General features: G+C 69.7%; 26 protein-coding genes, 2 tRNA genes and 1 riboswitch. Of the genes, 14 read left to right on the top strand and 14 right to left on the bottom strand.

Annotation, left to right across the window (positions count from 1 at the left end; all coding sequences use genetic code 11):
• Positions 1-39: 39 nt before the first annotated feature.
• Both FB464_RS08980 and FB464_RS08975 read right to left on the bottom strand, forming a co-directional pair.
• Positions 40-963 (bottom strand): LLM class F420-dependent oxidoreductase, encoded by a 924-nt coding sequence (locus FB464_RS08980; protein WP_116414168.1) that lies wholly within the window; start codon positions 961-963, stop codon positions 40-42.
• A 52-nt stretch (positions 964-1,015) separates the two neighbouring features.
• Positions 1,016-1,405: a hypothetical protein gene (locus FB464_RS08975; RefSeq protein WP_116414169.1), complete on the bottom strand. Its 390-nt coding sequence runs from the start codon at positions 1,403-1,405 to the stop codon at positions 1,016-1,018.
• A 22-nt stretch (positions 1,406-1,427) separates the two neighbouring features.
• Positions 1,428-1,537, top strand: a riboswitch (TPP riboswitch).
• A 35-nt stretch (positions 1,538-1,572) separates the two neighbouring features.
• Between FB464_RS08975 and FB464_RS08970 the strand changes: the two genes are divergently transcribed.
• The 4 genes from FB464_RS08970 to FB464_RS08955 all read left to right on the top strand — a co-directional run bounded on the left by FB464_RS08970 (position 1,573) and on the right by FB464_RS08955 (position 5,449).
• Positions 1,573-2,241, top strand: coding sequence for an ECF transporter S component (locus FB464_RS08970; protein WP_116414170.1), 669 nt, complete (start codon positions 1,573-1,575; stop codon positions 2,239-2,241).
• A gap of 148 nt (positions 2,242-2,389) precedes the next feature.
• Entirely contained in the window at positions 2,390-4,279 is a 1,890-nt protein-coding gene (locus FB464_RS20205; RefSeq protein WP_116414171.1) for an ABC transporter ATP-binding protein, read from the top strand.
• A 73-nt stretch (positions 4,280-4,352) separates the two neighbouring features.
• Positions 4,353-5,141: an energy-coupling factor transporter transmembrane component T family protein gene (locus FB464_RS08960; protein ID WP_116414172.1), complete on the top strand. Its 789-nt coding sequence runs from the start codon at positions 4,353-4,355 to the stop codon at positions 5,139-5,141.
• 26 nt (positions 5,142-5,167) lie between these two features.
• On the top strand, positions 5,168-5,449 hold the full coding sequence (locus FB464_RS08955; RefSeq protein WP_116414173.1) for a hypothetical protein: 282 nt from the start codon (positions 5,168-5,170) through the stop codon (positions 5,447-5,449).
• Positions 5,450-5,574: 125 nt separating this feature from the next.
• Here the strand turns inward: FB464_RS08955 and FB464_RS08950 are convergent, their stop codons facing one another.
• The 4 genes from FB464_RS08950 to orn all read right to left on the bottom strand — a co-directional run bounded on the left by FB464_RS08950 (position 5,575) and on the right by orn (position 8,506).
• Positions 5,575-7,143 carry a D-alanyl-D-alanine carboxypeptidase family protein gene (locus FB464_RS08950; protein ID WP_116414174.1) on the bottom strand — a complete coding sequence of 523 codons (1,569 nt, stop codon included), beginning with the start codon at positions 7,141-7,143 and terminating at the stop codon, positions 5,575-5,577.
• 208 nt (positions 7,144-7,351) lie between these two features.
• On the bottom strand, positions 7,352-7,702 hold the full coding sequence (locus FB464_RS08945) for a metallopeptidase family protein (RefSeq protein ID WP_116414175.1): 351 nt from the start codon (positions 7,700-7,702) through the stop codon (positions 7,352-7,354).
• A 62-nt stretch (positions 7,703-7,764) separates the two neighbouring features.
• A tRNA-His gene (locus FB464_RS08940) sits at positions 7,765-7,840 on the bottom strand.
• 45 nt (positions 7,841-7,885) lie between these two features.
• Positions 7,886-8,506 carry an oligoribonuclease gene (gene orn / locus FB464_RS08935; protein ID WP_116414176.1) on the bottom strand — a complete coding sequence of 207 codons (621 nt, stop codon included), beginning with the start codon at positions 8,504-8,506 and terminating at the stop codon, positions 7,886-7,888.
• 98 nt (positions 8,507-8,604) lie between these two features.
• Between orn and FB464_RS08930 the strand changes: the two genes are divergently transcribed.
• Complete coding sequence (locus FB464_RS08930) at positions 8,605-9,225, top strand: histidine phosphatase family protein (RefSeq protein WP_211327320.1); 621 nt, start codon at positions 8,605-8,607, stop codon at positions 9,223-9,225.
• Positions 9,226-9,244: 19 nt separating this feature from the next.
• On the opposite strand, the gene FB464_RS08925 is transcribed toward FB464_RS08930, so the two are convergent.
• Positions 9,245-10,204: a quinone oxidoreductase family protein gene (locus FB464_RS08925; RefSeq protein WP_116414178.1), complete on the bottom strand. Its 960-nt coding sequence runs from the start codon at positions 10,202-10,204 to the stop codon at positions 9,245-9,247.
• A 76-nt stretch (positions 10,205-10,280) separates the two neighbouring features.
• Here FB464_RS08925 and FB464_RS08920 point away from each other — a divergent pair, with 76 nt between their 5' ends.
• From FB464_RS08920 to FB464_RS08910, 3 genes are all read left to right on the top strand, one after another.
• Positions 10,281-10,718, top strand: a complete 438-nt coding sequence (locus FB464_RS08920; protein WP_116414179.1) for a MarR family winged helix-turn-helix transcriptional regulator — start codon at positions 10,281-10,283, stop codon at positions 10,716-10,718.
• 32 nt (positions 10,719-10,750) lie between these two features.
• Positions 10,751-11,149, top strand: a complete 399-nt coding sequence (locus tag FB464_RS08915; RefSeq protein WP_116414180.1) for a DUF1801 domain-containing protein — start codon at positions 10,751-10,753, stop codon at positions 11,147-11,149.
• Between the two features lie 48 nt (positions 11,150-11,197).
• A tRNA-Arg gene (locus tag FB464_RS08910) sits at positions 11,198-11,269 on the top strand.
• A 51-nt stretch (positions 11,270-11,320) separates the two neighbouring features.
• On the opposite strand, the gene FB464_RS08905 is transcribed toward FB464_RS08910, so the two are convergent.
• Both FB464_RS08905 and FB464_RS08900 read right to left on the bottom strand, forming a co-directional pair.
• Entirely contained in the window at positions 11,321-12,103 is a 783-nt protein-coding gene (locus tag FB464_RS08905; RefSeq protein WP_116414181.1) for a hypothetical protein, read from the bottom strand.
• Positions 12,104-12,180: 77 nt separating this feature from the next.
• The gene (locus FB464_RS08900; RefSeq protein ID WP_116414182.1) at positions 12,181-12,402 is read right to left on the bottom strand and encodes a hypothetical protein; all 222 of its coding nucleotides are present in this window, start codon (positions 12,400-12,402) and stop codon (positions 12,181-12,183) included.
• A 307-nt stretch (positions 12,403-12,709) separates the two neighbouring features.
• On the opposite strand from FB464_RS08900, the gene FB464_RS08895 reads away from it, so the two are divergent.
• From FB464_RS08895 to FB464_RS08880, 4 genes are read left to right on the top strand one after another with little or no spacing between them, the layout of a single operon-like run.
• Entirely contained in the window at positions 12,710-13,330 is a 621-nt protein-coding gene (locus tag FB464_RS08895) for a single-stranded DNA-binding protein (RefSeq protein ID WP_116414183.1), read from the top strand.
• A 28-nt stretch (positions 13,331-13,358) separates the two neighbouring features.
• Complete coding sequence (locus FB464_RS08890) at positions 13,359-13,853, top strand: DUF6993 domain-containing protein (RefSeq protein ID WP_116414184.1); 495 nt, start codon at positions 13,359-13,361, stop codon at positions 13,851-13,853.
• Between the two features lie 2 nt (positions 13,854-13,855).
• Positions 13,856-15,538: an energy-dependent translational throttle protein EttA gene (gene ettA / locus FB464_RS08885; protein WP_116414185.1), complete on the top strand. Its 1,683-nt coding sequence runs from the start codon at positions 13,856-13,858 to the stop codon at positions 15,536-15,538.
• Between the two features lie 14 nt (positions 15,539-15,552).
• Entirely contained in the window at positions 15,553-16,059 is a 507-nt protein-coding gene (locus FB464_RS08880) for an acyl-CoA thioesterase (RefSeq protein ID WP_116414186.1), read from the top strand.
• A 69-nt stretch (positions 16,060-16,128) separates the two neighbouring features.
• Here FB464_RS08880 and FB464_RS08875 read toward each other — a convergent pair whose 3' ends face one another.
• Positions 16,129-16,998: an acyl-CoA thioesterase gene (locus FB464_RS08875; protein WP_116414187.1), complete on the bottom strand. Its 870-nt coding sequence runs from the start codon at positions 16,996-16,998 to the stop codon at positions 16,129-16,131.
• A gap of 78 nt (positions 16,999-17,076) precedes the next feature.
• On the opposite strand from FB464_RS08875, the gene FB464_RS08870 reads away from it, so the two are divergent.
• A complete protein-coding gene (locus tag FB464_RS08870; RefSeq protein WP_116414188.1) occupies positions 17,077-17,736 on the top strand; it encodes a DUF8185 domain-containing protein in 660 nt (219 codons plus the stop codon).
• 104 nt (positions 17,737-17,840) lie between these two features.
• Here FB464_RS08870 and FB464_RS08865 read toward each other — a convergent pair whose 3' ends face one another.
• The 4 genes from FB464_RS08865 to pepN all read right to left on the bottom strand — a co-directional run bounded on the left by FB464_RS08865 (position 17,841) and on the right by pepN (position 23,686).
• Positions 17,841-19,493, bottom strand: coding sequence for an FAD-binding dehydrogenase (locus FB464_RS08865; RefSeq protein ID WP_116414189.1), 1,653 nt, complete (start codon positions 19,491-19,493; stop codon positions 17,841-17,843).
• Between the two features lie 48 nt (positions 19,494-19,541).
• Positions 19,542-20,015 (bottom strand): globin, encoded by a 474-nt coding sequence (locus FB464_RS08860; protein ID WP_116414190.1) that lies wholly within the window; start codon positions 20,013-20,015, stop codon positions 19,542-19,544.
• Positions 20,012-21,070 carry a mechanosensitive ion channel family protein gene (locus FB464_RS08855; RefSeq protein WP_116414191.1) on the bottom strand — a complete coding sequence of 353 codons (1,059 nt, stop codon included), beginning with the start codon at positions 21,068-21,070 and terminating at the stop codon, positions 20,012-20,014. Before FB464_RS08855 ends, FB464_RS08860 begins: the two co-directional genes overlap by 4 nt.
• A gap of 72 nt (positions 21,071-21,142) precedes the next feature.
• Entirely contained in the window at positions 21,143-23,686 is a 2,544-nt protein-coding gene (gene pepN, locus FB464_RS08850; RefSeq protein ID WP_116414192.1) for an aminopeptidase N, read from the bottom strand.
• 133 nt (positions 23,687-23,819) lie between these two features.
• Between pepN and FB464_RS08845 the strand changes: the two genes are divergently transcribed.
• Positions 23,820-24,371 (top strand): ribose-5-phosphate isomerase, encoded by a 552-nt coding sequence (locus FB464_RS08845; RefSeq protein WP_116414193.1) that lies wholly within the window; start codon positions 23,820-23,822, stop codon positions 24,369-24,371.

Here is a 24,371-nt window from a genome sequence, read left to right as displayed (position 1 = left end):
CGGGCGGCGCCCCGGGTGGGCGCAGCACACAGACCGGTCCTACTGTACGTGCGGCGCGATCTCGGCCGCGATGAATTCCAGCTGCTCCAGATCGTGCAGGTCGTTCACCTGGAGGTAGACGCGTTCTGCGCCGAGCTGCCCCAGGGCGTTGATGCGGTCGATGGCTTCGGATGCCGTACCGGCGATACTCGATGCCCGCAGCTCTTCGGGGTCGCGCCCGATCGCCTCGGCGCGCCGGAGGAACTCTGCCTCGTCGGCGCCGACGACCACCGCGAGGGCGGACGAGTAGGTCATGCTCGACGGGTCGCGGTCGATCGCCTCGCAGGCGCTCCGCACGCGGTCGAACTGGGGGCCGGTGGCCTCGATGCTGGCGAACGGCGTGTTGAACTCGGTTGCGAAGCGCGCCGCGATGGCCGGGGTGCGGTTCGTCCCGTTGCCGCCGACGATCACGGGCAACGGGGTCTGCACAGGCTTCGGCAGGGCGGGGGAGTCCACGAGTCGATAGTGCTCGCCCTCGAAGGAGTACTTCTCGCCGGCGGGGGTACCGTAGAGGCCCTCGATGATCTCGAGCTGCTCCTCGAGCATCCCGAACCGCTTCTGTGGGAACGGGATGCCGTACGCCAGGTGCTCGGCTTCGAACCAGCCCGTGCCGAGCCCGAGTTCGGCGCGGCCGCCTGACATCTGGTCGACCTGGGCGACCTGGATCGCGAAGATGCCCGGGTGCCGGTAGGTGACGCTCGACACGAGCGTGCCCAGCTTGATGCGGCTGGTCTCCCGGGCGAGGCCCGCGAGGGTGGTCCAGGCGTCGGTCGGGCCGGGCAGGCCGTCGCCGTCGCCCATCCGCAGGTAGTGGTCGGAGCGGAAGAAGGCATCGAACCCCAGCCGCTCGGTGGCCTGTGCAACGGCGAGGAGATCGTCATAGCTGGCCCCCTGCTGGGGTTCTGTGAAGATTCGCAACTGCATGACCCCAGTTTTTCACACTTCTTCCCGGGGGCCGGGCGTTCACCTTCGTGCGCTATGCAGCCTGTCGGATGCGGACCCGGTGCCACCGCTCCGGGGTCCGGCCGAAGCCCACGCGGATCCGGTCCTCCTTGAGCGGATGCGCCCCGTCGTAGAGCACGGTCACCCCGCCGCTCGCGCCGGCGATCTTGAAGGTGGCTGCGCCCGAACGCGGCACCAGACTGCGGGCTGCGCCATCCGCGGAGGTGTAGGAGATGATCGTGACCGTCGTCGCCAGCCGGGAGATCAGGCCGGCGGAGAGCGGGGGAGCGACGGTCACGGCCTGGCCGGGCGCGCGGGTGCCCTTCCGCAGCAGCCAGGTCTCGGTCATGTGCCGGTGCGCGCGCACGGCGAGGAACAGCCCCGCGACCACGATCAGCACGGCGAGAACGATGAGGACCTGCATAGAACCTCACACTATGGGATACTTCAGGCAACACGGGAGTCCGGTGAGCCGGGCTGAGAGGAAGGTTCTCAACCTTCGACCGTCGAACCTGATCTGGATCATGCCAGCGCAGGGAGGACAATCTCACAGAACCCGTGCCTCATTCGTATCGACGAAAGGGCACGACAGTGCACGCAACAACTGCAGATCTCCGGAACACCGGTTCATCCACCTCGGGTTCAGACGCGGGCTCCGGCTCGGGTCGGGGCTTCGGAGGGCGCTTCCGCTGGCGGGTGGTCGACATCATCACAGCCAGCGTCATCGGTGTGGCCGCCGGCCTCATCTTCTGGGCGTGGGGGCTCGCCTACAACCCCGTCACGACCCCGCTGAGCGCGGCCCTGCCGGGTCTCCAGGGCCTGTTCAATGGCGGCTGGCTGTTCGCCGGCGTGTTGGGCGGGTTGATCATCCGGAAGCCCGGCGCGGCCCTCTATACCGAACTCGTGGCGGCGATCGTCTCGGCGCTCATCGGCACGCAGTGGGGCATCACGACGCTCCTCTCGGGCGCCGTGCAGGGGCTCGGAGCGGAGATCGTCTTCGCGCTGTTCCTCTACTCGAGCTACCGCATCTGGGTGGCGCTGCTCGCGGGCGTCGGGGCGGGCATCGCGCTCTCGATCACCGACCTGACGCTGTCGTACCCGGGGTCGGACACCCCGTTCATCCTGATCTACTCGGCCACGTCGATCGTGTCGGGGATCGTGCTCGCCGGGCTGCTGTCGTGGCTGGCGATGCGCGGTATCGCGGCCACCGGCGCGCTCAACCGTTTCGCGGCCGGCCGCGAGTCGCGGGCGCTGGTCTGAGCCACGCAGTGCCGTCTGCCGCGCCGCCCGCGCGCGCCGGACGGTCCCGCGCTGGTGAGTGCGGCCTCCCCTGTCGAGTGCGGCCGCAGCGCGCGTCGCGCTCGGCTGCGCGGCCCGCGCTCACAGGAGTTGGCGGCGGGGTGGCGGCGTGAGCGGCGGCGCCGCGCGCGGCAGCGCCGCGGGCGGCGGGGCCGGTGCGGGCGGCGCGGACGTGTCGGCGCGCGGGTGGGGGTGGCGGCACGCCGGGCGACGCGCGTGGGCCGTCGACGGGCTCGACCTCGAGATCGCGGCGGGGGAGCGGGTGCTGCTGCTCGGCGCGTCCGGCGCCGGCAAGTCGACGCTCATCAGCGCGCTCGCGGGCGTGCTCGGTGCGGCAGACGAGGGCGAGGAACGCGGGTCGCTGCTCATCGGCGGCACGCGGCCGCAGGATGCCCGGGGCCGGGTGGGGCTGCTGCTGCAGGACCCCGACTCCCAGGTCATGCTCGCGCGGGTCGGCGACGATGTCGCCTTCGGCTGCGAGAACCTCGGAGTGCCGCGCGAGGAGATCTGGCGGCGAGTCGGTTCCGCACTGGACGCCGTCGGCCTCCACCTCCCCCTTTCACACCCGACCTCGGCGCTCTCGGGCGGCCAGAAGCAGCGGCTCGCGCTTGCCGGTGTTCTGGCGATGCAGCCCGGGCTCCTGCTGCTCGATGAGCCCACCGCGAACCTCGACCCGGCGGGCGTCGTGGAGGTACGGGATGCCGTGGCCCGCGTGCTCGCGCACTCCGAAGCGACGTTCGTGGTGATCGAACATCGCGTCTCGATCTGGCAGCACGTGGTCGACCGCGTCGTCGTGCTCGCGCCCGGCGGCGGCGTGCTGGCCGACGGCTCGCCCGACGCGGTTCTCGGTGCGCGCGGCGCCGAGCTCGCGGCATCCGGAGTCTGGGTGCCGGGCTTCCCGCCGGCCCGCCCGCTGCGCGCCCCGCGCCCCGCCCGCGCCCTCGCAACCCTCCCCACCCCGCCCGCCCCCACCGCCCCGCTGTCTGCAACGCCCGCCGCCCCGGGGTTCGCGACACCCGGGGGCGCCTCCACGGCCGCGCCCTCCGGCGCGCCCGCAACACCTTCCCACCCTGCCTTCCCTGCGACCGCCGACACGGCTGACCTCGCGGCGCGCAGCGGAATCGGCGGCCCTGGCCGGAACCTCCGCGCTCTCCGCGACGGACTCGACGAGGGCCGCCGGTTCGTCGATTTCGAGAACCTCAACACCGGATCCGCCGAGCAGGGGGCACCGGCTGCGCCATCACCCGGGGCGCCGCCACTGCTGCGCGCCCGCGACCTCGCCGTCGCGCGCATCAAAGGGGAGCCCGTCGCGGAAGGCCTCACGCTCGACGTCGAGGCCGGCCTCGCGACCGTCATCACCGGGCCGAACGGCGCGGGCAAGTCGACGCTCGCCCTCACACTCGCGGGCCTCATCCCCCCCGCAGGCGACCGACCCGGCGGAGACCGCCGCGCCGAACGCGCCCGCCGGGACGCCAGCAGCAGAGCCGCCGGCGTCCTCGAAGCGAGCGACGCGCTCGCCGCAGGCGCCGGCCCCACGCCCATCCGCTGGACATCTAAGCAGCTCCTCACCCGCATCGGCACGGTGTTCCAGGACCCGGAGCACCAGTTCCTCAGCGGCACTCTCCGCAAGGAGCTCGCCGTGGGCCCCGCCGCACTCCGGCTCCCGCAGCGCGAGATCGACGAACGGGTCGACGAACTCCTCGCCCGCCTCCGGCTGTCAGCGCTCGCCGAGGCCAATCCGTTCACCCTCTCGGGAGGCGAGAAGCGCCGCCTCTCCGTCGCCACCGTGCTCGCCACCCGCCCCTCCCTCCTCGTGCTCGACGAGCCCACCTTCGGCCAGGACTCCCGTACCTGGGCCGAACTCGTCGCCCTCCTCGCCGAACTGCTCGACGCCGGCACGGCACTCGTCGCGGTCACCCACGACGCAGACTTCGTCGACGTGCTGGCCGACCGCGAGTTCCGGATGCCCGGGCCTCCGGTTCCGGGCGGTGCCGCGTGATCGCCCGCGAGTTTTGGATGCCCGGGGCGCCCAGCTCCGCCGCCCCGACGCCGATGCACCGGGGCGGTGCCGCGTGAGCATCCTGAACCCGGTGCGCGGCAGTCAGGCCGTCTACGCCATCAACCCTGTCGCGAAACTCCTGGCGGCGCTTCTGCTCAGCCTCACGCTCGTGCTCTCGATCGACTGGGTCTCGGCGGGCGTCGCGCTCGTGCTCGAGTCGGTGCTGTTCCTCTGGGCGGGGCTCGGGCTCCGCACGTTCCTCCTCCGCGCCCTGCCCGTGCTGATCGCCGCGCCGGCTGCCGCGCTCACCACCCTGCTCTACGGCCGTCCGTCGGGGCAGGTCTACCTGCAGTTCGCGCTCGTGAACGTGACCGACGGGTCCATCGAACTCGCCGTCGCGACCGGGCTCAGGGTGCTCGCCATCGGCCTGCCCGCGATCGTGCTCTTCGTGACGATCGACCCGACCGACCTCGCCGACGGCCTCGCCCAGGTGCTGCACCTGCCGAGCCGGTTCGTGCTCGGCGGGCTGGCGGGGCTGCGACTGGTGGGCCTGTTCCTCGAGGACTGGCGCTCGCTCGAACTGGCCAGGCGGGCCCGCGGGGTCGGCGACTCCGGGCGGCTGAGGCGGTTCTTCAGTCAGGGTTTCGCTCTGCTCGTGCTCTCGATCCGCCGGGGGAGCAAGCTCGCGACGGCCATGGAGGCGCGGGGGTTCGGGTCGTCCGGCGCGCGAACGTACGCCCGGGCATCCGTCATGGGCTGGCGCGAGGCTCTGCTCATCGCCCTGGCCGTCGTCGTGGCGCTCGTCGCAGTGGTCGTCTCCGTGTCAACCGGACACTGGAATTTCATCGGCAGCCAGAGCTGACCCCCGCCGCCCGGTACGCTCGGAGCATGACTGATGCAACACAGACCCCGAACTCCTACGTCGTCGAATACACCGACGGACCCCTCGTCGGCCAGACCGACAAGCGCATCCTCGTCGGCGGAGAGTACGACAAGACCTTCGGCGTGATCGCCCTCGTCGACGGAATCGAAGCGAACTTCGAGTACCACGCCACGGGCGCCCGTGAACTGAACGGCGAGACCCACGTGACCTACTCGTTCGACGCCGCGAACAGCGATTCGCCGGTCAGCGACGAAGATGGCGTGGAGCCCGGCGAGGCGCTGGTCTAGCCCTCGGAGCGACTATCTGGGCGAACCTGGGTCAACACGGGCCCGCATGCGGTGCCGTGTCGCCCCAGGTTCGCCCATTTGTGCGTGGGGCGGATGCCGCAGCACTGGTTGCGGTGCGTAGAGGGTCAGCCGCGCGAGGCGAGGAACGCCCCGATCACGTCGAACGGATGCGCCAGGCGCCAGAGCGGCCCGGGATCCGCCAGCGGCGCGTCGAGGGTCAGCGGAACATCCACCGCCCCTTCCGGCAACGCGAACGTCGCGGTTCCCGCTGCCGCCCCGGTGCGTGCCGTGGTGAGGGTCACCGCCGTCGATGTCTGGGTGACGGGAGTGGTCGCCCAGAGCATCCGCGACTCTGAGGCGGATGCAACACCGCGCGCGGTCTGTCCCCAGGCGGTGCTGTACTCGACGAAGGGTGCGCCCTCTGCGGCGAGCTCGGTCGGCTTCAGGCCGGTGGATGCACTCCCCACCAGTGCCGTGAGGTCGGCCTCGAGGGTCGGGTAGTCGGGCTCCCTCAGCATCGCGCCGTAGATCGTGGCGGTGGCGGTGGCGGTGGCTGTGGCGGTGGCCGTCGCCGTCGCGTCCGTTGTGGTCGTCGCCGCAGCGCCAGCCGCTCCGTCAGCACCAGCCGCTCCGTCAGCACCAGCCGCTCCGTCAGCACCGGCCGCGCCGGCCAGCGGCACCGTGGCGCGGTACAGCAGGCACAGCCCCGCCTCGTCGGTGTAGCTCAGCGACAGCCCGGTGACGCCGAGATCGGGCAGGTAGACCGCGAGGTTCTGCACCGCGCGGTTGCCGTTGACCGTCGCCGAGGGCAACGCCATGATCTCGTCGATGACGGGCGTCTCGAACGCGAGCTGGGCGATGCGCGTCAGGTCGGATGCCGTGCCGACAGAGCCCTCGCTGAGCCCGGTGGTGTCCGTGACGGTGGTGCCGGTCATCCCGTTCGCCGTCAGCCAGGTCTCGGCGGCGGCGAGGTACGCGTCCGTCGAACCGAACGCCCAGCGCGCCAGCGCGTCGGCATGGTTGTTGCTGGAGCCGAGAAGCATCGCGATGAGCATGTCGCGCTCCGACCAGCTCTCATTCGTGATGAAAGAGACGGCCCGGGCGCTGTCGGCGATGTACCGCACGTAGTCGGCGTAGTCCTCAGCAGTGATGACGACGGGGTCGCCGGGAGTGCCTGCGGCGAGCGGATGAGCGCTCAGCACGACGAGCGCCGTGATGACCTTCGTGGTGCCGCCGAGGGGCACGGGATCGGCGATGCCCGCTGTGGTGACGGCGCTTGCGGGGGGCGCGGTCGGTGCCGCGGAGGTGCCTGCGCCGCCCGGTGCTGCGGTGGCGGTGCCTGCGCCCGGTGCCGCGGTGGTGCCTGCGCCGCTCGGTGCCGCGGTGGTGCCTGCCCCCGATGCTGCGGTTGTGGTGCCTGCGCCGCCCGGCGTGGCGGGTGCGCCGTCGCCGGCTGCGGATGTCGCGGCAGCAGTGCCCCCGGCCGCGACCGTGACCCCGCTCGCGCCGGTCGACGGCAGCACCGGCGCGGCGGCGGCCGGCGTGATGGCGGGAGTGTCGAGCACCCGCGCCGTCGCGGCAGGGAGCGGACCGAGCAGCGTCGCCGGCCCGTAGACCCCCAGCCCGAGGATCACGACGGTGCCGACCGCGATCACCACTCCCCGGCGGATGCGGTGGGCGAGCGTCGAAGGCATGCCCCCAAGCTAGCGCGGCGCCGCCCTGAACCCCCCGAGCGACCCGCACCCGGCGCCTCGCGCCCGCGCCCCGCGCCCCGCGCCCCGCGCCCTCTTCCGGCCACCGCGCCCCGCGCATCCTCCCGCCCACGTCTCGCCCCGCCGAAGGGCCCCGAAACGCTCTAGCGAGGTGGGGTTGGAGCGCTTTGCGTCCCTTGGAGTGCGCCTGTCAGGCCCAGCCGAGCTCGTGCAGCTTCTCGTCGTCGATGCCGTAGAAGTGCGCGATCTCGTGCACCAGCGTCACGTGGATCTCGTCCCGCAATTCGTCGAGGTCGGCGCACATCGCCAGAAGCGGTTCCCGGAACAGGATGATGCGGTCGGGCATCTCGCCGAACCCGTACTGGCCGCGATCGGTGAGGGCAGTTCCGTCGTAGAGTCCGAGGAGGTCGAGGGATCCGTCTTCGGGGCGATCCTCGACGACGAAGGCCACGTTCTCGAGCCCATCGATCATGTCGTCGGGCAGCAGGTCGAGTTCGGCGACCACAAGCGCCTCGAAGGCGTCGGCGTCGAGGTCGAGCATCCGGAACCTCCAGGGGGGAAGAAAAAACGAGCGGCCCGACAGTGTCGGACCGCTCGTTTCGGTGGGGTGAGTAACGGGGCTCGAACCCGCGGCCTCCTAGACCACAACCAGGCGCTCTGCCAACTGAGCTATACCCACCATGGCCCCGCCCGGGGGCGAAGCACTTTTTGGAACGAAGCGAGTCTACAGGTTCGGAGCGAACTCGTTAACCACTTCTGCCGAGATGGCCTTCAGATCGACCGATGAAGGCCCGGGCGGGGCCACGAAGATCGCCTTGCGGTAGTACTCGAGCTCGCGGATCGACTCGAGGATGTCGGCCAGGGCGCGGTGCCCGCCGTCTTTCGCCGGGGCGTGGAAGTAGATCGGCGGGAACCAGCGGCGCGCCAGCTCTTTGATCGAGGAGACGTCGACGCTCCGATAGTGCAGATGGGCATCCACCCGCGGCATGTACTTCGCGAGGAACATGCGGTCGGTGCCGATGGTGTTGCCCGCAATCGGCGCCTTCAGCTCGTTCGGCACGAACTTCAGGATGTACTCGAGCACCTCGAACTCGGCCTCGGCCAGGCTCACGCCGTTCGGGATGAGCTGGTCGAGCCCTGAGGTGGCATGCATGTTGCGGACGAAGTCGTTCATGTGCTCGAGTGCCGAATCGTCGGGCTTGATCACGATGGTGAAACCGGGGTCGAGCAGGTTCAGGTCGAAGTCGGTGACGACGACGGCCACCTCGACGAGTTCGTCGACGCTGAGGTCGAGGCCGGTCATTTCGCAGTCGATCCAGACCAGCCGGTCTGATTGTGCACTCATGGTGCGAGTCTAGCGTCGGCCCCCGACACGGGCCGGGCCCGGGGCCGGGGCCGGCGGTGCGATACGGTTGAAGCTGCAACTGAAGTGGAGTGTCGCCCGTGTCACCAGAACTCGCACCGCAGACGTCCGGACGGATCGTGCTCGTGCGGCACGGTGAGACGGCGTGGAGCCTCACCGGCCAGCACACCGGGGTCACCGACATTCCGCTCACAGCCAACGGAGAAGAGCAGGCGCTCGCGGTGGGCCGGATCCTCGCGGGCCGCCGTTTCAGCCAGGTGCTGACCAGCCCGCGCATCCGTGCCCGGAAGACGGCCGAACTGGTCGGCTTCGGCGACCAGGCCACCGTCGATGCGAACCTCGCCGAGTGGGACTACGGCGCCTACGAGGGCCGCACCTCCGTCGAGATCAAGGCGGAGCGCGGGCGCTGGAACCTCTGGACCGATGGGGTGCCGTCCGGGGCGACTCCGGGGGAGAACAACGCCGAAGTGCAGTCGCGGGCCCTCCGCGTGCTCGGTCGCGTGCGCGCTGACGTCCAGGCCGGAAACGACGTGCTGCTGGTCGCGCACGGTCACATCCTGCGAGCACTCGCCGCCGCCTGGGTCGAGCTGCCCCCGACGGGCGGGCAGATCTTCTCGCTCGGAACCTCGACCCTGAGCGCGCTCGGCTACGAGCACGACGTGCCGGTCATCCTGCTCTGGAACGCCCCCGCGCCGCGCTGACCGCTCTGACCTCCGGAGGTCAGGGCACCAGAACGACGCGCTCGCGCGTGTTCGACGTGTCGAGCCACACCGCCCCGACGTCGCGGAGCGGCACGGCGCGGGTCTCCACCTCGAACGCGCCCTCGTCGATCGCCTGCACGAGTGCGGGCAGCTCGCCGAGGATCTCGCGCCCGCTCACCGAGCCCTGGCCGCTGCCCACGATGCTGAGGCGGCTGGCACGAAGAGCGGCGGAGGGAATGGATGCCGCGGCCCCCGCCACCGAGCCGATCTCGATCCACGTGAGCGGCCGGGACTCGTCGGTACGGTGCGTGACCACGGCGGCCATCGCAGCCGCCGTGGGTTCGCCCCAGAGGTAGTCGAGCACCACGTCGACCTCCGCGGCTGCCGCGCCGAGGCGCGTGGCGACATCCGCTGGCTCGCCGGCGAGTGAGACGGTCTGTGCTCCGCCAGCGGCCGCGAGTTCGGCCAGCAGGTCGGCGTTCCGCGCGGCGGCGACGATGGATGCCGCACCGAACCTCTTCGCGATCTGCACCGCGAGGCGGCCCGCGCTTCCTGTCGCACCGAGCACGAGCACGTTCGATCCCGGCGCGAAGTCGATGCGCTGCCGGAGGGCGATCCACGACGACATTGCCGGGTTCATGACGGCTGCGACGGCGACCGGGTCGCTGCCGGCCGGAAGGACGATGCTCCGTCGGGTGTCGATGACCGTCTGCTCGGCCATCGATCCGCGCACGGTGTCGGGGAGCACGAAGTATCGCAGCAGCCCGTCGGGCCCGCGCCCGACACCGTCGATGCCGGGGACGAGGGGGAGTTCGTCGGTGCTGGTGTAGTGCGACCCGTCGGCCTGCGAACGTACCCGGGGGTGGAGGCCGGCGGCGAGCACATCGACGACGATCTCGGTCGGTGCCTGCGCCTCGGGCGTTGCGATTTCCTGGTAGCGGGGGGCCGAATCGAACGAGGTGACGACGGCTGCAAACATGTGATCCTCCGAAAGATGGTTGGTATTACGAATGAAAGTAGTTGGGATCACGAATGATGTCAACTAAGCTTCAGCCATGTCACAGCAGAGTCGGGACGAGCGGCGCGACCAGAACGCCCTCATCGATGCCCTCGCGCAGACGGCCTTCGTCGTGACGGCTGTACTCGGCCGGGTCGGCCTGGAGCACGACCTCTCGCTCACGCAGCTCCGGATGCTCGGGGTGCTCCGCGACCGGCGCCTCCGCATGTCGGGGCTGGCCTCCTTCCTCGGGCTCGAGAAGTCCACCCTGTCCGGGCTGGTCGATCGGGCCCTCGCCCGCGGCCTTGTCGAGAGGTCTGCCGATCCGGATGACCGGCGGGCGGTCGTCGTCACGCTCTCCGCCCGCGGGGCCGAGCTCGCCGCCGGGGTGTTCGCCGAGGTGTCTGAGCAGCTTCTCCCGCTGCTGGCCTCGCTCGAGCCGGCTGATCAGCGCCGACTCAGCGCGCTCCTGGCCGGGTTGCTGGCCTCGCCATGACGTACGATCAGCCAGAGAAACGAAGGACGGACATGAATCCCACCGAGGAGATCGACAGCCTGATCGCGAAACATCCGGACTGGCGCGGCGCGAAGCTCGCCGAGATGCGCGCCATCATCCGAGGTGTCGATCCCGGCATCGTCGAGGAGTGGAAGTGGATGGGAGCTCCCGTCTGGGAGCTCGACGGCATCCTCATCGCCGGCAACATCTTCAAGACGAAGGTGAAACTCGGGTTCATGTACGGCGCGCTCATCGCCGACCCCGACGGCCTGTTCAACGGTGAGCTGGGCGGCAATCAGCGCCGTTCCGTCGAGTTCGCGGAGGGCGACGAGGTCGACGAGGAGTCGTTCAAGACGCTGGTGCGGGCGGCGATCGCGTACAACCGGGCGAAGCCGGCGAAGGCCCGCTCGAAGAAGCAGACGGCAGAGTAGCTGCTCGGACCCAGTGCCGTGGCTGCGGCATAATGGAGGCTGAGTCCTCCCCCCGTAGCTCAGCGGAAGAGCAAATGGTTTCTACCCATCAGGCCGGGGGTTCGAATCCCTCCGGGGGGACTCTGCGTGAGAGCGTTCCGTTCCGAACGATGCTGTTCTGTCGGGCCGCGCTCAGCGCGAGGCGGGGGCGTCGATGTGGCGCTGAACAGCATCGACGTCGCTGAGCACCCGTGCGGTGTCGAGCGTGCCGGCCCCGGCGCGGGGTGCCTCGACCGCCTGGGCCGGGTATGTCGGTGCCTGGAACGCAGACGCAGGCTGTGCGGGCGCGTTGACGGCCGGCGCCTGCGCGGTGGCTGCCGGGGCAGTGGATGTCGCAGCTGCCGTCGCCCCGTGCTGTTCGTGGTGCTGCTGCGCGACCCACGCCTCCTGCTGTTCCTTCAACGAACGCTCGGTGTCTGTGCCCTGCTGGGACCAGCGGTCGAGATCGCTCTGGAACGAGCGGCGTGTGCGGCCGGGCCGGTTCTGCCACTCGACGAGCTGGTCGCGGAACACGATCACGGCCGGCTCCACCTGGTAGCCGAACGTCGCGGAGTTGCGCTTCATCTCCGCCAGGGAGTGCGCGGCCCAGTTGGCGGCGACCGCTGCACCCTTGATCGGCAGCAGGCGCACCTGGATGTCGGCCTGCCCTGTTGCGCGGTCGGAGAGCACCTGCTCCTGAGGGGTGAGCGAGTTCCAGACGGAGGCCTGCTCAGCCGAGTCCACCAGCGCGCCGATAGCGGCGACCTTCAGGTCGCGATCCCGGCCCGCCAGCAGGCGCTTGATCGACCCGCTCGCGATCCAGGCTGCGAGCAGCCCCGCGACGATGATCGAGACCGCGGGAACCGCGATGCTCGTGATCACGTACGCGCCGCCGTCAGTGTTGGCCCAGTCCAGAAAGTTGCTCCACCATTCCATGGGGGAAGACTACCTCCGGCCTTCGGCCATGCCCCGGATGATGCGGGCGTGTGTTGCGGGGAGGGGAGTGGCGAGCATCAGCGGAAGCTCGACAGGGCGTCGTCGATGGACGCGAAGTCGCCGACGCCCACCACCTGCCGGGTGGAGACGAGCATCCGACGGGCCTCGTAGCGTTCCGTCGCCCGCTCGATGTAGCCGGCCAGGCTCCCGTCGGAGCGGAGCACCCGCCAGAGCGTGGGGCGCACCTGGCGCAGGGTGGGGGCCGACGCAGTGTGCCGGGCGACGGTGATGGTGTGCATGACATGACCTCCTGGTGTTCGCGCCGGCCCGGCTGTTGGTGTGAGTGCAGGCTATGCCGAGCCACTGACATCGACTCCGGTGCCGACCCGCGCCGACGTGCCGCGCCCCCCCGACGTGCCGGCGAGCACTGACGTGCCGCACGCACGCCCTCCCGCTCACAACCGACCGGATCGCGGTTCTCTCCACAGATCGTCGTGGGCGCCCGCTCGACCGGGCACAGCGCATCCAGACTCGTCGGAGCAGCCGGGAACCGCCCCTCGCAGTCCGCATCGGGAGGCCGGCCGCTCACGACCAGAGGAGAACGCCATGCCCGACACCATCACCCTGACCGGCGTGATCGCGACCACGCCCCGGCACATCACGACGACGGAGGGGCTCGAGATCACGAGCTTCCGGCTCGCTTCGAGCCAACGCAGATTCGACCGTCAACAGAACAGCTGGGTCGACATGGGAACGAACTGGTACACCGTCACGGCCTTCCGCCAACTGGCGTCGAACCTCGCAGCCTCGGTCGCGAAGGGCGACCGGGTGGTTGCTGCGGGCCGGCTGCGCATCCGCGAGTGGGAGAACGCGGAGAAGAGCGGGATGACCGTGGAGATCGAAGCGGAATCGGTCGGTCACGACCTCGGCTGGGGCACCACGACGTTCCAGAAGAGCTTGCAGTCCGGATCGGCGGCGGCAGCGGCGGGGCCGGGGCCGTCGAGCGACGACGGGCGCGAGGCGAGCGGCTCCCTCGGTGCGGGCGGTGGCCTGGGGCCGGGTGGCTGGACCATACCCGGCAGCAGTCATGTACCCGGCAGCCCTCATGAGCCCGGCAGCGGTCTCGAATCCGGCAACGGGCTCGAACCCGACGGCTTCACGCCGGCATCCACGGCCGATTCGGAGCGTGACGCCCACGCTCCTCACCTAGACTCGACGCGTCTATAGGGGATCCGTCACAACAAATGGAGTTTTCATGCCAGCGCGCTCGTCTCGCGTCGTGCTCACCGCGGTTCTGACGGCGGCCACTGCCCTCGTCCTGGCCGCCTGCACGGCGACGGATGCACCGAACCCGTCCCCGACCTCGTCGTCCACCCAGACGGGTGCGCCCGCACCTGCCCCGACCACAGCGGCGACGTTCGTCCCCGGAGGGTCGGCCACCGACAACCTCCCGTTCTTCGACGCCGTCAACAGTGGGGTCGTCGCGGCCGCGACGGCGGCGAACCAGACCCCCGACGGGGCGGGGTTCGTCACCGCCCTCCGGAACGGGGGATTCGCCGTGGCAGACATGCAGCTGACACCCGACATCACCACAGTCGGGGTGAAGGCCGACTCTGTGCAGTTCTCGGTGGCGCTCGGCGGCCAGTGCCTCATCGGCCAGTACGGCTTCGGGGAGTACCACAGCCTCGTGGCCCCGCTGCTCGGCACCGGCAAGTGCCTGATCGGTGAGACCCGCACCATAGACTTCTAGTCATGGCCGAATACATTTACTCTATGGTGCGCGCCCGCAAGGCCGTGGGCGAGAAGCTGATCCTCGACGACGTCACGATGTCGTTCCTCCCGGGGGCGAAGATCGGTGTGGTGGGTCCGAACGGTGCCGGAAAGTCGACCATCCTGAAGATCATGGCCGGGCTCGACACTCCGAGCAACGGCGACGCGACGCTGTCCCCGGGCTACACCGTGGGAATCCTGATGCAGGAGCCCGAGCTCGACGAGTCGAAGACGGTGCTCGAGAACGTGCAGGAGGGCGTGGGGGAGATCAAGGGCCAGATCGATCGCTTCAACGAGATCTCCGCCGCCCTGGCCGACCCCGACGCCGACTTCGACACCCTGCTCGAGGAGATGGGCACGCTGCAGGAGAAGATCGATGCTGCCGACGCCTGGGATCTCGACTCCCAGCTCGAACAGGCGATGGATGCCCTCCGCACCCCGCCCGGAGACGCGAGTGTCTCGAACCTCTCCGGTGGTGAGAAGCGCCGTGTGGCGCTGACGAAGCTGCTCCTGCAGAAGCCCGATCTTCTGCTTCTCGACGAACCGACGAACCACCTCGACGCCGAGAGCGTGCTGTGGCTGGAGCAGCACCTCGCGAAGTACCCGGGCGCCGTGCTCGCGGTCACACACGACAGGTACTTCCTCGACCACGTCGCCGAATGGATCGCCGAAGTCGACCGCGGCAAGCTGTACCCCTACGAAGGCAACTACTCGACGTACCTCGAGAAGAAGCAGGAACGTCTCCAGGTGCAGGGCAAGAAAGACGCCAAACTCTCGAAGCGCCTCGCGGAAGAACTCGAATGGGTCAGGTCGAACGCCAAGGGCCGCCAGGCGAAGTCCAAGGCGCGCCTGGCGCGCTACGAGGAGATGGCGAGTGAGGCCGAGCGCACCAGGAAGCTCGACTTCGAGGAGATCGTGATCCCCGTCGGGCCCCGGCTCGGCTCGCAGGTCATCGACGCGAAGAAGCTCACCAAGGGCTTCGGCGAGCGTGTGCTGATCAACGACCTCTCGTTCACCCTCCCGCGGAACGGGATCGTCGGGGTGATCGGCCCGAACGGTGTCGGAAAGTCGACGTTGTTCAAGACGATCGTGGGCTTCGAGCCCCTCGACTCGGGTGAGCTCCGCATCGGCGACACGGTCGACATCTCCTACGTCGACCAGGACCGAGGCGGAATCGACCCGAAGAAGACTCTCTGGGAGGTCGTCTCCGACGGCCAGGACTACATCCAGGTCGGCAAGACAGAGATCCCGTCCCGAGCCTACGTCTCCACCTTCGGCTTCAAGGGTCCCGACCAGCAGAAGGCGGCGGGTGTGCTCTCCGGTGGTGAGCGCAACCGGCTGAACCTCGCGCTGACCCTCAAGCAGGGCGGCAACCTGCTGCTGCTCGACGAACCGACGAACGACCTGGACGTCGAGACCCTCGGAAGCCTGGAGAACGCCCTTCTCGAGTTCCCCGGCTGCGCGGTGGTCATCACACACGACCGGTGGTTCCTCGACCGGATCGCGACGCACATCCTGTCCTATGAGGGCACCGAGGAGGATCCGGCGAACTGGTACTGGTTCGAGGGCAACTTCGAGGCCTACGAGCAGAACAAGATCGAGCGTCTCGGCCCGGATGCGGCCAAGCCCCACCGTTCCGCGTACCGCAAGCTCACCCGCGACTGAGTCGCAGTCGCCCGATGCGCCTGCACGTACCGACTCGCCTCCGCTGGTCCGACCTCGACGCCTACGGCCACGTCAACAACGTCTCGATGCTGCGCCTCCTGGAAGAGGCGCGCATCGAGGCGTTCTGGTCGACCGACTCCACGACGCGCCAGACGCCGGACGGCGAGGTCACCGAGTACAGCGGCAACTCCGCCATGGCGGTGCTCGACGGACGCGCCGACGCCAACACGCTCTCGCTGATAGCCCGCCAGGAGATCGAGTACCTGGCACAGATTCCGTACCTGCGGGAACCTCTCGACCTCCAGCTCTGGATCGGGCGACTCGCGGGTGCGAGCCTCGACGTCTGCTACGAGGTCTGGAACCCGGTCGAGAGCGAGTCGCGTGTGCTGTTCACCCGTGCCGCCACGACTCTCGTGCTCTTCGACGCGGCGCACGGCCGGCCCCGCCGCATCTCGGCCCCCGAGCGGGCGGCGTGGGAACCGTTCGTCGAAGCGCCCCTGCAGTTCCTGCACCGCCGCTGACCCCCACCGGCGCTGACCTCCACCGGCGCTGACCTGCACCGCCGCTGACCCGCACCGCCGGCGCCCTCTCTACAGCCCCGGAACCCGGATCGTGCCCTCCTGCGCAACGCTGGCGAGCAGCTGGCCGTCCCGGGAGAACATCCGCCCCATCGCCAGCCCTCGCCCGCCGGTCGCCGAGGGGGACTCCTGCGTGTAGAGCACCCACTCGTCAGCCCGGCCCGGCCGGTGCCACCACATCGCATGGTCGAGGCTCGCCACCCTGACCCCGGGCGTCAGCCAGTTCAGCCCGTGACGGCGGAACACCGACTCGAGAATCGAGTAGTCGCTCGCGTAGGCGAGGGCCGCGCGGTGCAGCACAGGATCGTCAGGCAATCGGGAGATGCATCTGATCCAGACCGCCTGTTGCGCGGCGCCGCTCTCATCCGAACGCAGGTACACCGGCTGGGTGACGTGACGGATGTCGAAGGGGCGCTCGAAGGCCCAGCTACGGGCCACCGGATGATCGAGGTGACCGATGATGTCGGCCGTCGTCGGCAGCGATTCCGGGTCGGGCACGCCCTCGGGCATCTGCACCTGGTGGTCGAGGCCCGGGTCCGACGTCTGGAACGAAGCGATCATCGACAGGATCGGCAAGCCGTTCTGGTAGGCCTGCGTGCGCCTCGTCGAGAACGACCTGCCGTCGTGGATCCGGTCGACGGAGAACGTGATGGGCTGCGCGATGTCGCCGGGCCGGAGGAAGTAACCGTGCATCGAATGTGCGGCGCGGCTGTCGTCGAGGGTGCGGCTTGCCGCCACCAGGGACTGGGCCAGCACCTGCCCGCCGAACACGCGGCCCTGGGGTGTCCACTCGGAGGGGCCGACGAAGATGTCCTCGTTCGTTCTCGCCCCGCTGTCGGTGATGTCGAGGGCCGAAAGCAGGCTCCCGAAGGCGTCCGTCATTGTCTCTCCGTCTCGATCCGGCCACAGCTCGCCCGAGGATCATGCGGGGCGGCGTCAGCTTCTGTAGTTTAGAAGCTGATGGTCCATTCGTTCTCACTCGCCGACGCGCTCTCCCTCGGTGACTTCAAGGTGTTCCTCGGGCGCTCCGCCCGGGTGGGCACCGGTTCGGTGCGCCTGATCGGCGGCCAGGGGGTGCTGGCCGTCTACGCGTCGGTGCTCGCACCGAAGGGCCTGCTCGACACCGGTCCGACCGTTCTGGGGCTCCGTACCTTCGCGCTGACCGACCGGGAGCTGGTCTTCGACGAGATCGTGTCGATCCGGGCCCTGCTCGACCGGCTGGCGCTCCTGTCGGTCGTCGCGAACGGTGGTACCGGCCCGGTCGAGGTGAACCTTCCTCCGTCGGAGGGCCCGACGGCGTGGGCCGGCATCTCGCCGCCCCGGGGCGGCTGGACGAACCTCGGCCTCGTCGACTCCGCCGTGCTCGAGAAGACCGCCGGAGACGGTATCTCCGAGGTCGCGGCCGCGCTGCCGCCCGACACCGGCGAGCAGCTCGTGCACCGGGTGCGGAGCCAGGTCTGGGGTCGCCCCATCGAAGGCATCGGCCACGAGACCGCCTCGGGTGCGGCGTTCGCCGCGGTGAGCCTCGGCTTCCTGCGCCCTGACGACCCCGTCGCGCTCTACGAGTCCGGCCCGTGGACGAGGCTCAGCACCCGGCGCGGCCACATCCTCACCCGCTGAGTGCCGGAACGGCAGCACCCCAGTCGCCGCAGCGTGCACAGCCCCAGGCCCGCCCTCCAGCCCCGCGCTGACTCCGCCGCTCCCTACAGCGACCCGGCCGCGCCCTACAGCGCGGCCGCCACCGCGCGCCCCACCTGCCGCCCCGAGAACAGGCATCCGCCGAGGAACGTCCCCTCCAGCGAGCGGTAGCCGTGCATCCCGCCGCCGCCGAAGCCGCTCGCCTCGCCTGCCGCGAACAGCCCGGGCACCGGCGACCCCGCTGCACCGAGTACGCGGCCTGCGAGGTCGGTCTGGATGCCGCCGAGCGACTTGCGCGTCAGAATGTGCAGTTTCACCGCGATCAGGGGCCCGGCCGCCGGGTCGAGCAGCCGGTGCGGCGCAGCCACCCGGATCAGCTTGTCGCCGAGGTACTGCCGTGCCCCGCGCACAGCCGTGATCTGGGCATCCTTCGTGAACTCGTGCCCGATCTCGCGGTCCCGCGCCTCGATCTCGGCCGTCACCCGCGCTGTATCGAGCGGAGCATCGCCGGAGCGGGACTGCATCCCCGAGAGCAGCTCCGGCAGGGAGGATGCCACGACGAAGTCGACACCCCGCGCCTTGAACGCCTCGACGGGTCCGGGCGCGCCCGGACCGACGCGGGATGCCAGCAGCCGCAGGTCTCTGCCGGTGAGGTCGGGATTCTGCTCGCTGCCCGAGAGAGCGAACTCCTTCTCGATGATCTTCTGCGTGAGCACGAACCAGCTGTGGTCGTAACCGGTCGAGAGGATGTGCTCCAGCGTTCCGAGCGTGTCGAAGCCGGGGAAGAGCGGCACCGGCAGTCGCTTCCCCGTGGCGTCGAGCCAGAGCGACGAGGGCCCCGGCAGGATCCGGATGCCGTGCGCCGGCCACACCGGGTCGAAATTCGTGATGCCCTCGGTGTAGTGCCACATGCGGTCGGAGTTGATGAGGGTACCCCCTGCCGCGCGGGTGATGCCGAGCATCCGCCCGTCGACGTGCGCCGGAACGCCGGAGAGCAGGGAGGCCGGGGGAGCCCCGAACCGGGCCGGCCAGTTCTGCCGCACGAGGTCGTGGTTGCCGCCGATGCCGCCGCTCGTCACGATGACGGCCGAGGCCTCGAGCTCGAACGGAGCGACGTCGACCCGGGAGCTCGTCTCACCCCGCGCGGCAGACGAGGGCTCGAGCACCGCCCCGCGCACGCCGGTCACGCGCCCGTCGGTGTTCACCAGGGCGTCCACCCGGTGCCGGTGCCGCATCGTCACGAGTCCGCTCCGGATGCCCGCCTGCACCCGGCGCACGAAGGGCTCGAGCACGCCGGGGCCCGTGCCCCACGTGATGTGGAACCGCGGCACGGAGTTGCCGTGCGTCAGGGCCGTGCCGCCGCCGCGCTCGGCCCAGCCGACGACGGGGAAGAACCGCACACCCTGCTGCCGCAGCCAGGAGCGTTTCTCACCGGCGGCGAACTGCAGGTAGGCCTCGGCCCAGCGCTTCGGCCAGGCGTCTTCGGCGCGGTCGAATCCTGCCGAGGCGAACCAGTCCTGGCGGGCCAGGTCGAGGCTGTCGTGAACGCCGAGGCGGCGCTGCTCCGGGCTGTCGACGAGGAACAGTCCGCCGAACGACCACCACGCCTGCCCGCCGAGGGACGCCTCGGGCTCCTGCTCGACGATCGTCACGTGCCGACCGGCGTCGACCAGCTCGGCAGCCGCGACCAGCCCGGCGAGGCCCGCGCCCACGATGATGACGTCGGACTGTGCGTTCATGTCAGAACTCCTTCGTTCCCGTCGCGGGCGTCCCGCGAGCCGTGTCGGCTACTCGTCGAACGTGTTCACCATCGCATGAGCGGCGCGTTCGAGATAGTCCCAGAGCGTCGCGTCCTGCAGGGGCGCCAGCTGCAGCGAATCCACGGCCGCGCGCATGTGCGACAACCACCGGTCGCGCGCGTCGGGGTTCACCTTGAACGGGTTGTGCCGCATCCGGAGCCGCGGGTGCCCGCGCTCCTGGCTGTAGGTCGTCGGCCCGCCCCAGTACTGCTCGAGAAAGCCGGTCAGGCGCTGGATCGCGCCTTCGAGGTCTTCTTCGGGGTACATCGCCACGAGGACGGGATCCGACGCAACGCCCCGGTAGAACTCGCGCACCAGCTTCTCGAAGGTGGGGCGGCCGCCGAGCTGCTCGTAGAAGGTGCTACCCGCGGCTTCGCCGGTTCCGGATGCCGCGGCTCCCGCCGTGGGAACGACCGGAATGAGCGGAATCCCGCTGGCGGGCTGAGGGCTGGCGTCGGTCATCGGATCCGTCCTCGCGGTGGGGTGCGCGGCGTGCTGCCGCCGGGGCTGCCCGGGGTTCCGGGGCCACCCGATCCATTCTCCGGTGTTCCATCGGGCCCGGGCGTCTCGGCCACGGGAACCGGACGGGTGCGGGGCGGGCGCGCGCCCGACACCGAGTTCGCCCCCTCGAAGCCGCTCAGCACGATGCTGTTCAGCGACGGCAGGTGCACACCCATCTCGTCGAGGGCCTTCTTCAGCTGCATCCGGAGCTCGCGGGCGACATCGTCTTTCGCGTTCGTGCGCGTCTTGACGACCAGCCGGATCACGAGTGCCTCGGCAGAGATGCTCTCGAGGCCCCAGATCTCGGGCTTCTCGATGACCCTCGAGCGCCATTTCGGGCTCGACGTCATCGTGCTGGCGGTGTCGAGCATCTTCTCCTGCACGGCGTCGACATCGGTGTCGTACGGCACCGCGAGGTCGATGATGACCCGCGCCCAGCCCTGGGACATGTTGCCCACGCGGAGGATCTCGCCGTTCCGCACGAACCAGAGCGTTCCGTTGACGTCGCGCAGGGTCGTGACCCGGATGCCCACCGCCTCGACCACACCGGTCGCAGGGCCGAGATCGACGACGTCACCCACGCCCAGCTGGTCCTCGACCACCATGAAGAGGCCGTTCAGCATGTCCTTGATGATGTTCTGGGCGCCGAAGCCGAGGGCCGCGCCGAGCACACCGGCCGAGGCGACGATCGCCGTCACCTGGAACTGCAGTTCGCCGAGGATCAGGATGAACGCGAACACCACGATCGCCCAGGTGATGACGTTCGACAGCACACTGCCCATGGTGCGCGTGCGTTGCACCACCCGCACCGCAGCGACCGGAGAGGCCATGATCGCCTCTGTGTCGGCGGCGTCGTGCTTCTTCTTGACGCCGGTGACGATCCGTTTCACCACGCGGTCGACCGAGCGCAGCAGGATCAGGCGGATGACCAGCGCACCCAACACGATGAAGACGATGTTGAGCAGGTGCTGGTACGAGGTGTAGAAGTTTCCGAGGTTGGTGAAGAAGTCGCTCATATGGCCTCAATCGTAGCGAGGGCCCCCCAGACGATTCTGAGGGGCCCCTGATGACGCTGTCGAATCTGCGACTCAGTCGGCGTCGCGTGCCTGCGCTGCCAGGGCCCGCTCGACGCCCGCGAGGTTCTCCACCACGAGGCGGCGGAGTGCAGCGGGCTCCGGGTCGGTCGCCAGCCACGCCACGGTCGCGTCGCGGAGCTCCACCGAGGCGAGGCCGGCCGGGTAGAGACCGGTGATCAGCGTCGCAGCGATCTGATACGTGCGGGTCTCCCAGAGCGTCTTCACGACCTCGAAGTACTTCGCGATGTAGGGCGTCAGGAGCGAGGCATCCGACGCCCGCTGGAAGCCCACGGTCGTCGCCCGCACGATGAGGTTCGAGGCGCTGTCGCTGTCGACGAGGGATGCCCACGCCGCCGCCTTGGCCTCCGCCGTCGGGATCGACGCCCGCGCGCTCGCGGCCGACTGTGCACCCGAGGCGGTGTTGTCCGCGGCGAGGGCAGCATCGATCTCCGCACTTCCCGCCTTGTCTCCCGCAACCAGCGCGGTGAGGAGGTCCCAGGTGAGGTCGGTGTCGATGGTCAACCCGTCGAGCACCACGGAGCCGTCGAGCAGTCCGGCGACGTGCGCCAGGGCCTCCTCGGTGCGTGCGGCCGCGGCGAAGAACTTCACGAACTGGAACTGCTCGTCAGAACCCGGTGCCGCGTTCCGCGCCAGGGCCCACAGCTCGTCGGCCGCCTGCGCCAGCGTGGACGCCTGGAAGGGCGGAGCGACGTAGGTGTTCGCCGTCTGCACGACCTGGTTCAGCGCCGTGCGGAGCGTGGTCGACTCGTCCTCGGTCGCCACGTTGCCGAGCACCAGCCGCACGAAGTCGCGCGGCTTCGTCTCGGCGTCGCGTGTCGCGTCCCACACCGAGCCCCAGACGATGGAACGGGCCAGACCGTCCTCGATCGCGGCGAGGTGCGCGATCGCGGTCGAGAGGGAGATGTCGTCGAGACGGATCTTCGCGTAGGCGAGGTCGTCGTCGTTCAGCAGCACCAGGTCGGGCCGGGTCAGCCCGATCAGCTCGTCGACCGGGGTCGAGGGGCCCGCGACATCCAGTTCCACCCGGTGGTTGCGGATCAGCGCACCCTCGTGCAGGTTGTAGAACCCGATCGCGAGGCGGTGGGGGCGGATGGTCGGGTACGCCTCGATGGCGCTCTGTTCGATCACGAACGAGGTGATGACCCCGTCGGAGTCGGTCTCGACCAGCGGGCGCAGGGTGTTGACGCCGGCGGTCTCCAGCCAGTCGGCCGACCAGCCCGCGAGGTCGCGGCCGCTGGTGTGCTCGAGCTCGAGCAGCAGGTCGCTCAGCTCGGTGTTGCCGAACTGGTGCTTCTTGAAGTAGTGGCTGACCCCGGCGAGGAACTGGTCCTGGCCGACCCACGCGACGAGCTGCTTGAGCACGGAGGCACCCTTGGCGTAGGTGATGCCGTCGAAGTTCACCTGCACGTCGTCGAGGTCGTTGATCGTCGCCACGATCGGGTGGGTGGAGGGAAGCTGGTCCTGGCGGTACGCCCAGCTCTTCTCGGTCGACGCGAAGGTCGCCCAGGCGCCCTTCCACTCGGTGGCCTCGGCGGTGGCGAGGGTCGAGGCGTACTCGGCGAACGACTCGTTCAGCCAGAGGTCGTTCCACCACTTCATCGTGACCAGGTCGCCGAACCACATGTGCGCCAGTTCGTGCAGGATCGTCACGACGCGGCGCTCCCGCTGGGCATCCGTGACCTTCGAGCGGAAGACGTACGCCTCGGTGAACGTGATCGCGCCGGCATTCTCCATCGCGCCCGCATTGAACTCGGGCACGAAGAGCTGGTCGTACTTGGCGAACGGGTAGGGATAGTCGAAGGCGTTCTCGTAGAACTCGAAGCCCTGGCGGGTCTTCTCGAACACGTAGTCCGCGTCCATGAACTGGGAGAGGGAGGCCCGCGAGAACACGCCGAGCGGGATGACGCGGCCGTCGCTCGAGGTGAGTTCGCTCCGCTCGACCACGTAGGGGCCGGCGACGATGGCAGTGACGTAGGAGGAGAGGATCGGCGTCGGCTCGAAGCTCCACGTCGAGGTGCCCTCGCCGGCTGCGACGGGCTCGGGGGTCGGGGAGTTCGACACGACCTGCCAGTAGCTCGGTGCCGTCACGGTGAACGTGAATGTCGCCTTCAGGTCGGGCTGCTCGAACACCGCGAACACGCGGCGGGAGTCCGGAACCTCGAACTGGCTGTACAGGTAGACCTCGCCGTCGACCGGGTCGACGAAGCGGTGCAGGCCCTCGCCCGTGTTCGTGTAGAGCGCGTCGCTCACGACGGTGAGCTCGTTCTCGGCCTGCAGCCCATCGAGCTGGATGCGCACACCGTCGCTGACGGCGGCGGGGTCGAGCTCCGTGCCGTTCAGGGTGACGCTCCGCACGGTCTTCGTGATGGCGTCGATGAACGTGGACGCACCCTCGGTCGCCGCGAAGCGCACCGTGGTCGTGCTGAGGAACGTCTCGGGGCCCGTCGTCAGGTCGAGGCTGATGTCGTAGCTCGACGTCGAGACGAGCGAGGCGCGCTCGCGGGCCTCATCGCGGGTGAGGTTCTCTCCAGGCAACTGATGTTCTCCGTACTGGTCGTGGGGCTGATACGCGAGGCGCGGCCTCGTGGGCCGGATGTCGCGTGCGTGCGTTATTTCCGCCCTCCAGCCTAGCCACATGCACGGGGTCCGCGACTTGTAAACTCGGGGGATGCGCATCCACCTCGGCACAGACCACGCTGGGCTCGACTTCAGTCGCCACCTGTTCGACCACCTCACGGCCACCGGGCACGAGGTCATCGACCACGGACCGACGGGCTACGACCCGATCGACGACTACCCCTCCTTCTGCATCAATGCCGCGCTCGGTGTCGTGCGCGACCAGCGGGCGGGAGTCGAGGCGCTCGGCATCGTCTTCGGCGGGTCGGGCAACGGCGAGCAGATCGCCGCCAACAAGGTGAACGGCGCGCGAGCGGCGCTCGTCTGGAGCGAGGCGACGGCGCTGCTGGCCCGCCAGCACAACGACGCGAACCTCATCGCGATCGGCGCGCGCCAGCACACGGTCGACGAGGCGGTCTCCTTCATCGACACGTTCATCACGGAGCCGTTCTCCTTCGAGGAGCGGCACGCGCGCCGCATCGCGCAGCTCGCCGAGTACGAGGCGACCGGGGCGATCACGGGCGTGCACGTGGGAGCAGACGTGCCGGCCGCTGCGGACGCACAGGCCGACGCGGCACCCTCCGCACAGCCCTCGGCAGAGTAG

Origin of the sequence: Subtercola boreus, assembly GCF_006716115.1 — a bacterium.
Classification (GTDB): domain Bacteria; phylum Actinomycetota; class Actinomycetes; order Actinomycetales; family Microbacteriaceae; genus Subtercola; species Subtercola boreus.
The sequence above is the reverse complement of the archived record's forward strand: the minus strand, read 5'-3'. Positions and strand labels throughout refer to the sequence as shown.